This is a genomic window from Candidatus Magnetaquicoccus inordinatus, from assembly GCF_004217665.1.
Lineage (GTDB): Bacteria > Pseudomonadota > Magnetococcia > Magnetococcales > Magnetaquicoccaceae > Magnetaquicoccus > Magnetaquicoccus inordinatus.
This window is the reverse complement of the sequence record NZ_RXIU01000544.1, coordinates 1-15,456: the sequence shown is the minus strand read 5'-3', so window position 1 is coordinate 15,456 and position 15,456 is coordinate 1. Positions and strand designations below refer to the sequence as shown.

At 52.7% G+C, this 15,456-nt stretch carries 8 protein-coding genes; all 8 read right to left on the bottom strand.

Going from position 1 to position 15,456, the window contains the following annotated elements; translation table 11 throughout:
- Window positions 1-59: 59 nt before the first annotated feature.
- Window positions 60-2,504 carry a DNA topoisomerase (ATP-hydrolyzing) subunit B gene (gene gyrB, locus EJP87_RS17395; RefSeq protein ID WP_130473072.1) on the bottom strand — a complete coding sequence of 815 codons (2,445 nt, stop codon included), beginning with the start codon at window positions 2,502-2,504 and terminating at the stop codon, window positions 60-62.
- Window positions 2,505-2,657: 153 nt separating this feature from the next.
- Window positions 2,658-2,858 (bottom strand): hypothetical protein, encoded by a 201-nt coding sequence (locus EJP87_RS17390; RefSeq protein ID WP_130473071.1) that lies wholly within the window; start codon window positions 2,856-2,858, stop codon window positions 2,658-2,660.
- Between the two features lie 102 nt (window positions 2,859-2,960).
- Window positions 2,961-5,045, bottom strand: coding sequence for an elongation factor G (locus tag EJP87_RS17385; RefSeq protein WP_130473070.1), 2,085 nt, complete (start codon window positions 5,043-5,045; stop codon window positions 2,961-2,963).
- Window positions 5,046-5,119: 74 nt separating this feature from the next.
- Window positions 5,120-5,977, bottom strand: a complete 858-nt coding sequence (locus EJP87_RS17380; protein WP_130473069.1) for a dihydroorotate dehydrogenase electron transfer subunit — start codon at window positions 5,975-5,977, stop codon at window positions 5,120-5,122.
- A 15-nt stretch (window positions 5,978-5,992) separates the two neighbouring features.
- On the bottom strand, window positions 5,993-7,291 hold the full coding sequence (locus EJP87_RS17375) for a dihydroorotase (RefSeq protein WP_193771522.1): 1,299 nt from the start codon (window positions 7,289-7,291) through the stop codon (window positions 5,993-5,995).
- 1 nt (window position 7,292) lies between these two features.
- Window positions 7,293-8,258, bottom strand: coding sequence for an aspartate carbamoyltransferase catalytic subunit (locus tag EJP87_RS17370; protein ID WP_130473068.1), 966 nt, complete (start codon window positions 8,256-8,258; stop codon window positions 7,293-7,295).
- A 62-nt stretch (window positions 8,259-8,320) separates the two neighbouring features.
- Window positions 8,321-8,884, bottom strand: a complete 564-nt coding sequence (pyrR, locus tag EJP87_RS17365; protein WP_130473067.1) for a bifunctional pyr operon transcriptional regulator/uracil phosphoribosyltransferase PyrR — start codon at window positions 8,882-8,884, stop codon at window positions 8,321-8,323.
- Between the two features lie 251 nt (window positions 8,885-9,135).
- Window positions 9,136-15,435 (bottom strand): hypothetical protein, encoded by a 6,300-nt coding sequence (locus EJP87_RS18250; RefSeq protein ID WP_227657774.1) that lies wholly within the window; start codon window positions 15,433-15,435, stop codon window positions 9,136-9,138.
- Window positions 15,436-15,456: the final 21 nt, after the last annotated feature.

The window sequence follows — 15,456 nt, the reverse complement described above, 5'->3', positions numbered from 1 at the left end:
CAATTGCTCTGGGTGGTGCATGTTATTAAGCGCAGATAATAACTGTACGCCATGCCCCTTTACACATCCAGATTGACCACATTCAAGGCATTGTCCTGAATAAAATCGCGCCGAGGCTCCACCGCATCCCCCATCAAGGTGGTAAAGACCAAATCGGCCTCAATCGCATCCTCCACCCGCACCTGCAACAAGGTGCGGGTCGTGGGATCCATGGTGGTCTCCCATAACTGGTCGGGATTCATCTCACCCAACCCTTTATAGCGCTGAATACTCTGCCCCTTGCGCCCCTCTGCCATCACCCAATTGACCAACGATTCCAAACTCTGTACCAAAAACTCCCGGTGGCCTTTGCGCAAAAGCGGTTTGCTGCCCAAACGCTCGCGGATCCGCTGCACCCGCTCCACCATCTCGCGATATTCCGGCGAACGGGTCAAACGCAAATCCAAAACCGTCTGCGTCGGCACCCCATGTACCGTGCGCACCACATGAATCGCCTCTGCGCCCACCTCCGCATCATGTACCACCAACAACTGCAAACGCTCTGCCTCCCCCTTGGCATCGCTCAACGCCGCACGCAAACGATCACCCGCCGCATTGGCTTCAGCACTGTTTTCCAAACTCTCATCACTGATCCCTGCCTCTTCAATAGCCGCGGTCAGCACCAATCGATCATAATAGCGCCCCAAACGGTTGAGTAAGGTCACATAACGCTGACTCTCGCGCAGCATATTCAACAACAAAGGATCCGCTTCGCTGGCAATCACCTCCCCATCACGCCGCAAGGAGACCCCCTCCAGACCATTGACCATCAACAACTCATGCAGCGAATCCTCATCCTTCAAATAGTGCACCGCTTTGCCACGGGTCATGCGGTATAAAGGCGGCTGGGCAATATACAAATGGCCGCGTGCCACAATGTCCGGAAATTGCCGGTAAAAAAAGGTCAACAACAGCGTCCGAATATGCGCTCCATCGACATCGGCATCGGTCATGATGATGATCCGATGATAACGCAATTTGTTGATATCATACTCTTCGCTACCAATACCGGTGCCCAGGGCAGTGATCAATGTCCCCACCTCTGCCGAGGAGATCATCTTGTCAAAACGGGCCTTCTCCACATTGAGAATCTTGCCCTTCAACGGCAACACCGCCTGATTTTTGCGATTGCGCGCCTGTTTGGCCGAGCCACCTGCCGAATCCCCTTCCACCAGATACAACTCGCATAATGCCGGATCCCGCTCCTGGCAATCGGCCAATTTGCCCGGCAAGGAGGAGATGTCCAACGCACTCTTGCGCCGCGTCAACTCACGCGCCTTGCGTGCCGCCTCACGCGCTGTTGCCGCCTCCAAGGTCTTGGCAGCAATCTGCTTGGCATGTTGCGGATGCTCTTCAAAATAGGTGGCCAAACGATCATTGACAATCGCCTCCACCGCTGTGCGCACCTCCGAAGAGACCAGCTTTTCTTTGGTCTGCGAGGAAAATTTGGGATCCGGCAGCTTGACCGAAATCACCGCCGTCAAACCCTCCCGGCAATCCTCGCCAGCCATGACAATCTTCTCTTTTTTTGCCAAATTGCTGGCAAGCAGATAATTGTTCAAGGTTCGGGTCAACGCCGCCCGAAAACCAGCCAAATGGGTGCCCCCATCCCGTTGCGGAATATTATTGGTAAAACAAAAAACATTCTCCTGATAGGAATCATTCCACTGCATCGCCACATCCAAATGCACAATGCCGCGCTCGTCGGAAAAACAGATCGGTGGGGCATGCAGCGGAGTCCGCGCCTTGTTCAAATGCTCGACAAAAGAGCGAATGCCTCCCTCATAATGAAAATGGTGTATCTTGCCCGTGACATCTTCTCGAATATGAATCTGCACCCCATTGTTCAGAAAAGAGAGCTCGCGCAAACGTTGCGACAAAATATCAAAGGAAAATTCGGTCGCCGTAAAGACCGCGCGACTCGGCAAAAAGGTGATCTCTGTACCTGTCCCACTGGTCTCCCCGGTGATGCGAATCGGCGCTACAGGATCCCCATTGCGATACTCCTGCATCCACACATGACCATTGCGCCGTACCGTCAAGATCAACTGCTCGGAAAGCGCATTGACCACCGAGACACCCACACCATGCAAGCCACCCGATACCTTGTAGGAGTTCTGATTAAACTTGCCCCCGGCATGCAGCACCGTCATCACCACCTCTGCGGCAGAACGTCCCTCCTCTTCGTGCATCTCTACCGGTATGCCACGGCCATTGTCGCTTACCGTCACCGAACCATCACTATGTAAAATCACCTCAATGCGATTGCAATATCCCGCCAAAGCCTCATCAATGGCATTGTCCACCACCTCAAAGACCATGTGATGCAATCCTGAGCCATCATCGGTATCCCCAATATACATGCCAGGACGTTTGCGTACCGCATCCAATCCCTTGAGCACCTCAATGCTGCCCGCGCCATAACTCTCTGCACCATTGTTTTTGCTCACTTCATTCTCTGACATGTTCCTCCTCCTTGTTGCCGGTCTACTTGCAATAACACAAAATAGGCCCAGCTCCGACTGATGGCAACTAAAAAAACAAAACCCCTGCTCCCGGTCCGGCCATGCCTTTCCGAAAACAGGGGCTGCAACCCCTCACAAACATCCGGTAGATCGTTAGCTACCCCGATTCATCACTTTGGCAAACACAGAGGAAAAATCGTTATCCTCTCCCTCTGTTTTGCGACGCACCTCCTGCGTCGAGCGATTGTTGGTCTGGCTGCTGACTCCCATACTGGGATCCACCACCTGACGCGGCGCCTGCTTTCCTACCTGATGATAAAAATAGACCAATTCCGGGCAACTGATGCTCAACATGGCCTTCACCTCTGCCAGTGTTAATATATTTTACTTAACTATATTGATCGGCAGATCTCCCCTGCAAGTCAAGCACTATTTCATGCTGCACTGCACAATTTTTCATTTTTCCGACTTTTTCTGCAACACCAAACGGGAAATATGGCTGGGAACCTCCTGATACCCAATCACCCGCATCGTATACAGACCGCGACCAGAGGTGATGGCATTCAAAATATTGCCATAATCCAACACCTCTGCCATCGGTGTCTCAGCCAACACAATCTGATTGTTTACCCGCGGCGTCACTCCGGTAATCCGTCCACGCCGACTGTTCAAATCTCCGATCACATCACCCAAAACATCGTCAGGTACGGTAATCTCCATGCCCATGATCGGCTCCAGCAAGGTCGCGCCACCCTCCTCCATCGCCTTGCGCAGGGCAATACCCCCCGCCGCACGAAAAGCATTATCCGAAGAGTCCACCGGATGATAGGAACCATCCACCAGGGAGACCTTCAGATCCACCACCGGATACCCCCCCAATATCCCCCGCAACATCTCCTCCTGCAGCCCTTTTTCCACAGAAGGTATATATTGTCTGGGTATCGCTCCACCCACAATCAAATCTGCAAACTGGTATCCACCACCACGCGGCAACGGCTCTACCTCCAACCAACAATCACCAAATTGCCCACGACCACCACTCTGCTTTTTCAAACGACCCTGCACCCGCACTGCCTTGCCGATCGTCTCCCTATACGGCACCCGTGGCGCCTTCAAAGTGGCCACCACCGCAAATTTGCGTTTCAAACGATCCAAAGTCACCCGCAAATGGGTCTGACCCATCCCCGCCAAAATCATCTCATGCGATTCGGCATCCCGGAAAAATTGCAGCGTCGGATCCTCTTCCGCCAACTTGCCCAAACCCAAAACCACCCGATCCTCCTGCTGTGGATCTGCCTCCACCGCATAGGTCATGATCGGTTCAATATAACGGACCCGCTGATAGTGAATCGGATGCTCCGGTGAACACAACGTATCACCACTGCGGGTCGCCTCCAGCTTGGCAATGGCTCCCATCTCCCCAGCCTGCAAGCGGTTGACCGCACGCATCTCCTTGCCCTGCAACCGATACAAACGACCTCCCCGCTCCTTGACCCGGCGATCACTGTTATAGACCGGTTGATCCACCTCAATGGCCCCGGAAAAGATTCTGAAGATCGACAACTTTCCAGCAAACGGATCGATCGTGGTCTTGAAAACCACCGCCGAAAAGGGATCCTGTACAGAAGGAGAGCGCGCAATCTGCCGCCCCTCATGCAGCGGATCCTCCCCCACCAGCGATTTGATATCCGCCCGCTCTACTGGATTGGGCAGATAGTAGATAATCCCATTGGACAAAGCGCGTACACCAATATTGGCCAACCCGGAACCACAAAACAGCAAAAACAAGCGCCGTTCATGGACCGCCTGCCGCAACAAAGCATGAATGGTCGCCTCCTCAGGCTCCTCCCCAGACTCCAAATAGCGCTCCAACAGTTGATCGTCTGCTTCCACCACCTTTTCAATCAACTGCGTGCGATAGTGCTGTGCATCTTCCCGTACCTCTTCGGGAAAATCAATCTGTACAAATTGACCGTTGCGCGCCGACCAGGCGGTCATCGGAATCAAATCAATAATCCCAGAAAAACTCTCCCCAGAACCTATCGGAATCGTCAACGGCAAGGCGGTCACCCGCAAATTCTGCTCAATATCCCCCAAAACCCGGATAAAATCACTGCGCGGCAAATCCATCTTGTTGATAAAACCAATGACTGGAATCCGTGCCTCTTCAGCCATCCCCCATAAACGAACATTCTCCGGCTTTACCCCCAACTGCCCAGAGATGATCATCACCGCCCCACCCACAACCTGCATCGCCCCACGTGTCGATTCCAAAAAATCGACATAACCAGGGGTATCTACCAGATTTAACCAATGTCCACGCCAGGTGCAATAACCAATATGCGGCGTAATGGTAATACCCCGTTCCATCTCCTCTGCTTCCGTGCTCATCACCGCCGTTCCCATTCCCACTTCCCCACGACGATCAATGGCCTGACCATTAAATAAAATTGCCTCGGCCAATGTGGTTTTGCCTCCCCCCCCATGAGCCAATAAAGCAACATTGCGAATGGTACGGATCTCTGGTGATTCTATAGCCATGGCACAACCTCCCCGTCTGTTGCTCGTTGGATGTCAACGATGGAAATCGGTGCTCTTTTCCCGTTGTAACCTTTTCAACACATATGTTGCCAATCCACTTCCTGTAACGCAAATACCGGCCCCTCGACACAGACTCGACGGTAGAAGCGCTTCTCTCCCTCGCCACGCACGCCGGCCACACAGCCCACACAGACCCCAAAACCACAAGCCATGTGCGCCTCCAAAGAGGCCTCCCCCGACAAACCACTCTCCGCCGCCCAGCCTGCCAACGCCGCCATCATCGGTAACGGACCACAGGTATACAAGCGCACAGAGGCTCGCTCATCCTCCGTCAACCGTTGATAATACTCCTTTGCCAAATCGGTAACATATCCGTGATACATTCCCTCCCGATCCTGCAACGATGCCAAGCGATTCTTGACTCCCACACTGTGCAAATGGCTTAACGACAACCCCTCGGTCAATCCACTCCCCGCTGCCTCTCTCTGCAGCGCAAAGGGTACCGCACTCTCTATACCCCAAAACAATACCGTCTCCAGACCACGCCCAACCAAGTGCCGCGCCAAAAAATCCAATGGTGCCAAACCTACCCCACCAGCCACCAGAATCAACCGACTGCCCGACGGCGGCAGAGAAAAGGCACGCCCCAACGGCCCCAATACAGCATGTTGCTCACCAATCTTCCAGGTTGCCAGACGTGCGCTTCCCACGCCGACAATCCGATAAAACAGATCAATGGTCCCCTCATCCGGGTTGCTGGCCCATACCGAAAAAGGCCGGGGCAGCGTTAAATCTTCACCACAATTCAACTGCACAAATTGCCCAGGAGCCACCTCCCCCAATCCCGGAACCGCCAAACGCATCCAGCCTAAATCTGCCCCATGCCGCTCATTGCGCAGCACCTGCGCCGAAAGATAATGAATACTGCTCATCCTTTGCCTTGACCTCTAACGGCCTTCATCCGTATAGACCACACGCCCCGCAACCAGCGTCTGCTTCACCCGTCCCTTGACCCGCCGACCATGAAAACAACTGTTCTTGCTTTTGCTCTGCATCTGCCGCGCATCGACAATCCAGCTCTCCTCTGGATCAAACAGTACCACATCTGCCGCCCTTCCCACCTCCAAAGTGCCATGGGGAATACCCAACAAACGGGCCGGATGACAACTCATCGCCGCCAAACAGGCGGACAAACTCATCACCCCGTCACGCACCAACTCCAGACTAACCGGCAACAGGGTCTCCAAACCGATCACCCCATTGGCCGCTCTGCAAAACTCAACCCGTTTGTTCTCTTCATCATGTGGCGCATGATCGGTGGCAATTACCGTAATCACCCCCTGGGCCAAACCATCCAACAAGGCTTGTCGATCTGTCGTGCTCCGCAACGGCGGCGACATCTTGGCATCGGTGTCATAACCAATCACCGCCTCATCGGTGAGCGAAAAATGGTGCGGAGTCACCTCACAACTGACCGGCAAGCCCTGCCGCCGTGCCTGCTCCACCGCCACGACCGCCTGGCGTGTTGACAGATGTGCTACATGATAGCGGCCACCTGTCAAAGCCACGAGGCGAATATCTCGATCTACCATCACCGATTCTGACTCACTGGGAATCCCCGGCAAGCCTAAACGACTGGAAACAATCCCCTCGTGCATACAGCCCCCAGAGAGAGAGGGCTCTTCGGCATGCTGAATCAGCAACGCCGAAAACATCCGGGAATATTCCAATGCTTTGCGCATCACCCCACTGTCACTCACCGGACGACCATCATCAGAAAAAGCCACACAACCGGCCCGCTGCAACAATCCCATCTCCGTCAAAACCTGACCCTGCAACCCCTTGGTGATCGCCCCCACCGGAAATACCCGCACCACTCCACTCTGCCGTGCCCGCTCCTGAATATAGCCGATCACACTCAAATCATCCGCCACCGGTTGCGTGTTGGGCATACAGGCTACAGAGGTCACCCCACCCGCCGCCGCCGCCCGCGTACCACTGGCAATATCCTCCTTGTACTCCTGACCCGGCTCGCGCAAATGCACATGCATATCTACCAAACCGGGCGCCACAACCAGCCCTTCTGCCTCAATAACCCGACACTGCGCCGTAAACTCCAAGCGCCCCACCGCTTGAATCACACCATCCACAATCAGCACATCGGCTGTCTCATCACGACCATGGGCTGGATCAATAACCCGTCCACCACGAATCAATATACTCTCAGTCAGAGAAGGGTTATACATCTTACCTCCGTACTCCAGATCCACACAGTAGATATAACACCGCCATCCGCACCGCCAAGCCATTGGCAACCTGCTCCAAAATCACCGAACGATCGGGATCATCCACCACCTCGGAAGAGATCTCCACCCCCCGGTTGATCGGACCAGGGTGCATGACAATCGCTTTCGGATCTGCCAAACGCAGACGGTTGCGGGTCAGTCCCCAAAATTCCGCATACTCGCGCACACTCGGCAAATAGGGCGAGTTCATCCGCTCATTCTGCAACCGCAACATCATCACCACATGGGCACCGGCCAAACCCTCTTCCAAACGATGGTGCACCGTCACCCCAAAGGCCTCCTCTGCTTGATTCGGCATCAAGGTCGATGGCCCCACAAAACGCACCTCAGCTCCCAGACTTTTCAAGCCCAAAGCATTGGAACGGGCCACTCGCGAATGCAGTACATCGCCACAAATTGCCACCACCAACCCAGAAAAAGAGTCCCGCTCCAGCAAGGGGAGATGGTCCTGGATGGTCAAAATATCCAATAACCCCTGGGTCGGATGCTCATGGCGCCCATCACCGGCATTGACCAATGCCGTATTCAAATGGTTGGCCAAAAATTGCAACACCCCCGATTCCGGATGACGCATCACCACCACATCCGGATTCATCGCCTGCAAATTGGCCAGGGTATCCAACAAGGTCTCCCCCTTCTGCACCGAACTGGAAGCAACCGACATGTTGATGACATCCGCCGACATCCGCTTGCCAGCCAACTCAAAAGAGGTGCGAGTGCGCGTTGAATTTTCAAAAAACAGATTGATGATCGTCTTGCCACGCAAGGTCGGAACCTTCTTGATCTCCCGGCGATTGACTTCGCGCAAAGAGACCGCTGTGTCCAACAAAGTGGCAATCTCCTCCTTGCTCAAGCCAGCCATACCAAGAAGATGTTTGCGCGTCCATAAATTTCCTGCCGTTCTCATAGAAATGCCCCAGCTTTGCGGAAGTTATAAAATGTGGCTCACCATTGCGCGCATAAACCGGTCTATCCCAGTTTACGCCGGACAACCTGCACATTCTCTCCCTTGTCTACCAACTTGATACACTCACCCATACCCGCCTGTACCACCAAACCCACATGATCCGGTTGAATCGGCAATTGCCGACCACCTCGATCCACCAACACCAACAACTCCACCCGTTCCGGTCGCCCATAATCAAACAATGCATTCATGGCCGCGCGAATCGTCCGCCCAGTAAACAAGACATCATCCACCAATAATATATGCTTATGATCAATATCCATCCGCAAATCGGTCTCGCCGACCACCGGATTGGGACCGATGGTATCCAAATCATCTCGATAAAAGGTAATATCCAGGAAACCTATCGGAATCTTCTCCTGCACACGCTCACAGAGCCGATCCCATAACCGCTCGGCTACCAATGCCCCGCCACGACGTATGCCAATCACTACCCAATCTCCCACCCGTGCCTGGGGATCCGGCAAGCCCAAACGATCCGCATGCAGACGTGCCGCCAAGGCATCAATCAAAGCCAACGTCTCGGAAGAGGTCAACAACAGTTCATCTGCAAAGGCCACACTCATCTCCCTTCTCCCCCTTCTCCAAATCCCTCTTCTCTCCTGCTTACCCCCAACCATCCACCCTAACAGCACGCAACGCCACCGATCATACCCCCCCTCTCTCCGACACACCACCAAAAAAAAGAGGGAACAGCTTCCTGTTCCCTCTCATCGACTAACCACTCATCGCCCATTCTACGCGGGACAGGATATCCCATCCTGCCCCGCGCCCCTTGCCCTGCTGCTTTCCTTCTTTCGTATACCTATTGCACACACTACACACCCCACAATACCGACATCGCTCCGGTACCGGTGGCATGCAAATTATCCAAGTCGGTAATTTGTGTCGTCGTCAAACCAGCCGCCGTCCAGGCATTCTGTCCCGTTGTATTGGCGGAAGAGCCATTCCAGGAAGTGGCAATGGACTGCACTTGCGACACGGTCAAACTATCCAACTGCGTCGCTGTCAAGGCAGCAACCTGCGTCGTCGTCATCGCCGTAATCTGACCCGCCAACAGATAGGTGATGGCTGTGGTGGTCAGCGCCTGCACGCCTGCGGTAGTCAACGCCTGCAACGTGGAAATGGTCAGATTGGCCATACGCACTGTTCCCATACTGCTCAACTGGGTGTCTGCCAAGGATGCCAACTGCGCCGAGGTCAAACCATTCAACTGCGTATCGGCCAACGCGCTCACTTGTGCCGCCAACAAACCATCCCACTGCGTATCAGCAAGAGTTTGCAACTGCAACGAAGTAAAGCCATTCCACTGCGTATCCGCCAACGCCCGCAACTGCAACGACAGCAAACCATCATACTGTGTATCCACAAAAGCAGCCAACTGCGCCGAGGTCAAACCATTCAACTGGGTATCGGCCAACGCACTCAACTGCAACGCCGTCAAACCATCCAGTTGTGTATCTACCCAACTGCTCAATTGTGCCGAAGTCAAACCATCCAACTGCGTATTCGCCAAATTGAACAACTGCGCCGAAGTCAAACCATCCAACTGCGTATCCGCCAAAACATTCAACTGCAACGAACGCAAGCCATCCAACTGCGTGCCAGCCAAAGATGCCAACAACGTCGAACGCAAACCATCCAACTGCGTATCCGCCAGAACATTCAACTGCAACGAACGCAAACCATCCAACTGCGTATCGGCCAGGCCACTCAACTGCAACGAAAGCAAGCCATCCAACTGCGTATCCGCAAGGTTGCTCAATTGCAGGGTGCGTAAACCATTCAACTGTGTATCCGCCAGCGCTGTCAATTGCAGCGACAACAGACCGTTCAACTGTGTATTGGCCAAAGCTGTCAATTGCACCGACGACAAACCATCCAATTGCGTATCCGCCAAAGCCACCAACTGCAACGACAACAAACCATCCAACTGCGTATTCAACCTGCTCGCCAACAATACCGAAGTCAATCCATCCAACTGCGTGTCTGCCAGCGACTGCAACTGCAACGATTGCAACCCTTGCAACTGCGTATTTACCAAGTTCTGCAACTGCAAGGAGCGCAGACCATCCAACTGGGTATTCGCCAACGATCTCAATTGCAGCGAACGCATGCTATCCAATTGCGTATCCGCCAACGCCTGCAATTGCAGCGACAACAAACCATCCCATTGCGTGTTACTCAAAGCAGTCAATTGCAGAGACAACAAACCATTCAACTGGGTATCGCTCAAGGCACTCAATTGCAACGATCCCAGCTCATCCAACTGGGTATTGGCCAATCCCTGCAACTGCAACGACAACAAGCCATCCAATTGGCTATCCGCCAACGCATACAACTGTAATGCCTGCAAACCATCCAACTGGGTATCCGCCAATCCCTGCAATTGCAAGGAACGCAAACCATCCAATTGCGTATCGGCAAAAGTGGAGAGATTGGTCGCACTCAAACCATTCAACTGGGTATCGGCCAACCCCAGCAATTGCGACGAACGCAACCCATCCATTTGCGTGTCCGCCCAACCAGACAACTGCATAGACATTAATCCATTCAGTTGACTGTCCGCCAAACCGCTCACCTGTGACAAACTCAAACCATCCAACTGGGTATCAACCAAACCCTGCAACTGCAACGATAACAAACCGTTCAATTGTGTATCAGCGAGAGCAGTCAATTGATCCGAAGTCAAACCATTCAACTGCGTATCGGCCAGATTTTGCAACTGCAAGGAGAGCAGGCCATTCAACTGGGTGTTGGCCAGACTCAGCAAATTGCTTGAGATCAAACCATCCAACTGGGTATCCGCCAACGCCTGCAACTGCAACGATTGCAAACCATCCAACTGCGTGTCTGCCAAACTCTGCAACTGCAACGATTGCAAACCATTCAACTGCGTATCTGCCAAGCCTTGCATATGCAGCAAACGCATTCCATCCAACTGCGTATCAGCCAGATTGAAGAGTTGCAACGATAACAATCCATCCCACTGCGTATTGGCCAAAGCCGACAGATGCGCCGAAGTTAAACTGTTCAATTGGGTATCCGCCAACGCTTGCAATTGCAGCGAACGTAAACCATTCAACTGTACATCCTGCAATCCTGACAACTGCAGCGCAAGCAGACCATCCAGTTGACTGTCAGCCAAATTGCTTAAATGCTGCGACGACAATCCAGCCAACTGCGTACCTGCCAACGCCTGCAATTGCAACGATTGCAATCCATCCAACTGGGTATTGGCCAACGTCGCTACCAACACCGAAGTCAAACCATCCAACTGCGTATCCGACAAAGCCAGCAATTGCAGAGACTGCAAACCATTCAACTGCGTATCCGCAAAACCCTTCAACTGCAAGGAACGCAAACCATCCAACTGACTGTCTGCCAATGCCAGAATCTGCGTCGAGAGCAAACCATCCAACTGTGTATCGGCCAAAAGCTGCAGTTGCAATGAACGCAAACCATCCAACTGCGTATCGGCCAAACCCTTCAACTGCAATGATTGCAAACCATCCAACTGCGTATCCGCAAGAAGTGTCAAGTGCAACGAACCCAACCCATCCAATTGCGTATTCACCAGCGACTTCAATTGCAACAACAACAAGCCATTCAATTGCGTGTCGGCCAACTGCTGTAACTGTAACGATTGCAAACCGTCCAATTGCGTATCTGCCAACGCCGTCAACTGCAGAGAACTCATGCCATTCAACTGCGTATCCGCCAGCAACTTCAACTGTAGTGAACGGAAACCATCCAACTGTGTATCTGCCAGCGCCGTCAATTGTAATGACAGTAATCCATCCAACTGTGAATCAGCCAAGCTCCGCAGATGCAACGAATGCAAACCATCCCACTGCGTATCCGCCAAACCCTGCAGTTGTAACGCTTGCAAACCATCCAACTGGGTGTTGGCCAAACTGGCCAGTTGCAGCGATTGCAAGCCATTCAACTGGGTATCCGCCAAACCATACAACTGCATGGATTGCAGACCATCCCACTGCGTATTGGCCAACGCCAGCAATTGCAGAGAACGCAAACCATCCAACTGCGTATCCGCAAAACCGGCAACCTGACTCGAGAGCAGACCATTCAACTGTGTGTCAGCCAACTGTTGCAACTGCAACGACCGCAAACCATCCAACTGCGTATCCGCCCAATTTTGCAACTGTTGCGACAACAAACCATCCAACTGCGTGTCAGCCAAAGCGCTCACCTGTGACAGCGTCAACCCATCCAACTGGGTATCCGCAAGTCCACGCAACTGCAACGACAGCAACCCATTCAATTGCGTATCGGCCAGACCAGTCAGTCGATCAGAGCTCAAACCGTTCAATTGGGTGTCGGCAAGCATACCAAGCGACAATGAACCCAAACCATCCCATTGTGAGTCAGCCAGCACCGCCAAATGCAGCGAACTTAAACCATCCAATTGGGTATCCGTCAAACTCTGCAATTGCAACGAACGCAAACCATCCAACTGGGTGTTGGCCAGAGATGCCAACTGTAACGAACGCAAACCATCCAGTTGCGTATCCGCAAGTGCCTTCAAGTGCGCCAATTGCAACCCATCCAACTGGGTATCTGCCAGATTGGTCAGGTGCAATGACAACAAACCATCCAATTGGCTGTCCGCCAACCCCTTCAACTGCAAGGAACGCAAACCATCCAACTGGGTATCCGCCAAGCCTTGCAACTGCAGGGATAGCAAACCATCCAACTGGGAATTGGCCAAATTGTACAAATGTGCCGAGGAGAAGCCATTCAATTGCGTATCGGCTAATGCCTGCAACTGCAACGACAGCAACCCATCCAACTGCGTATCCGCCAAAGCGGTCAATTGCACAGAACGCAAACCATTCAATTGTGTATCGGCCAACGAGCTCAACACCCCATATTGCAATCCATTCAATTGGCTATCAGCCAATCCCTGCAACTGCAGAGACATAAGACCGTCCAATTGCGTATCGGCCCAATTCACCAATTGCGACGATTGCAAACCATCCAATTGACTATCTTCCAAAGCAGCCAAATGTATCGATGTCAAACCATCCAACTGCGTATCAGCCAGACTCTTCAATTGCAGCGAACGCAAAGCATCCAACTGCGTCCCATCCAGATTTTGGAGTTGTGTCGCAGACAACCCATCCAACTGCGTATCGGCCAAATTACCCAACTGCAGCGACAACAAACCATCCAACTGCGCATCAACCAATCCCTGCAACTGCAGAGAAGACAAACCATCCAGTTGACTGTCGGCCAAACTCTGCAATTGAAGCGACTGCAGACCATCCAACTGGGTGTTCGCCAGCGCACTTAATTGCACTGAACGCAATCCATCCAACTGCGTGTTGTCCAAAACAACCAACAGAGTGGACAATAAACCATTCAACTGCGTATCAGCCAAATTAAACAGTTGCAGCGAAGACAAACCATCCAACTGGCTATCTGCCAAGGTGCTCAACTGCGTAGACAGCAACACATCCAACTGGGTATTGGCAAGCGATGTCAATTGCAACGACAACAAACCATTCAGTTGGCTGTCAGCCAAGGAGCTCAACAACTGTGAACGTAGACCATCCAATTGCGTGTCTACAAAATTCATCAACTGCAAAGAGAGCAGACCATTCAACTGCGTGTCGGCAAGAGCACTCAACTGCAGTGAAGTCAAACCATCCAGTTGCGTCTCTGCCAGATTGCCTAAACGCAGCGAGAATAGGCTATTCAACTGCGTATCCGCCAATTGAGCCAACTGTAACGACAGCAAACCATCCAACTGGGTATCAGCAAGATTGGCCAATTGGCTGGACAGCAAACCATTCAACTGCGTATCGGCCAAGGAGGCCAACTGCAACGACTGCAGACCATTCAACTGCGTATCCGCCAACGCCGTCAATTGCAACGACTGCAGACCGTTCAACTGCGTATTCGCCAACGCCGTCAACTGCAACAACTGCAATCCATCCAGTTGTGTATTCACCAACGTGCCCAATTGCAATGAATGCAAACCGTTCAACTGCGTATCGGCCAGATTCAGCAACTGCAGTGATTGCAGAGTGTCCAACTGGGTATCGGCAAGAGAGAGTAATTGCAACGACTGCAGACCGTTCAACTGCGTATCGGCCAAACCAGTCAACTGCGCCGCACTCAGACCATTCAGTTGTGTATCGGCCAAACCAGCCAACTGCATCGAACTTAAACCATTCAGTTGTGTATCGGCCAACTGAGCCAATTGCAACGACTGCAAACCATCCAACTGCGTATCCGCCAGGTTGCTCAACTGCAGCAACTGCAGACCATCCAACTGTGTATTGACTAAAACTGCCAACTGCAGAGATTGCAAGCCATTCAACTGCGTATCGGCCAATGCCAACAACTGCAGCGATTGCAAATCATCCAATTGTGTATCTGCTAAAGAGCTCAACTGGCTGGACAACAAACCATTCAACTGTGTATCCGCCAAACCACTCAACTGGACAGCAAGCAAACCATTCAACTGCGTATCCGCCAGATTATTCAACTGCAACGATTGCATACCATCCAATTGAGTATTGACCAGAGCCGTCAACTGCAACGAATGCAGCCCGTTCAACTGCGTATCCGCCAAACCACTCAACTGCAACGATTGCAGGCTATCCAACTGTGTATCAGCCAACGCCAACAGTTGCAGCGACAGCAGACCATTCAACTGTGTATTGGCCAAACCGCTTAACTGCGTTGCACTCAAACCATTCAATTGTGTATCGGCCAACTGCGTCAACTGTAGAGACAACAGGCCGTTCAACTGCGTATCCGCCAACGCCGTCAACTGTAGCGACAGCAAACCATCCAACTGCGTGTTGACCAGAGCAGCCAACTGTAGCGACAGCAGACCGTTCAACTGCGTATCCGCCAACGCCGTCAACTGATCGGAACGCAAACCATCCAACTGGGTATCGGCAATGGCACTCAACTGGCTAGACAACAAACCGTTCAACTGCGTATCCGCCAACGCCGTCAACTGATCGGAACGCAGGCCATCCCATTGGGTATTGGCCAACGCCGTCAACTGCAACGACAACAGACCGTTCAACTGCGTATCGGCCAGACCACTCAACTGCAACGATTGCAGACCATCCAACTGGGTTCCGGCCAAGCTGGT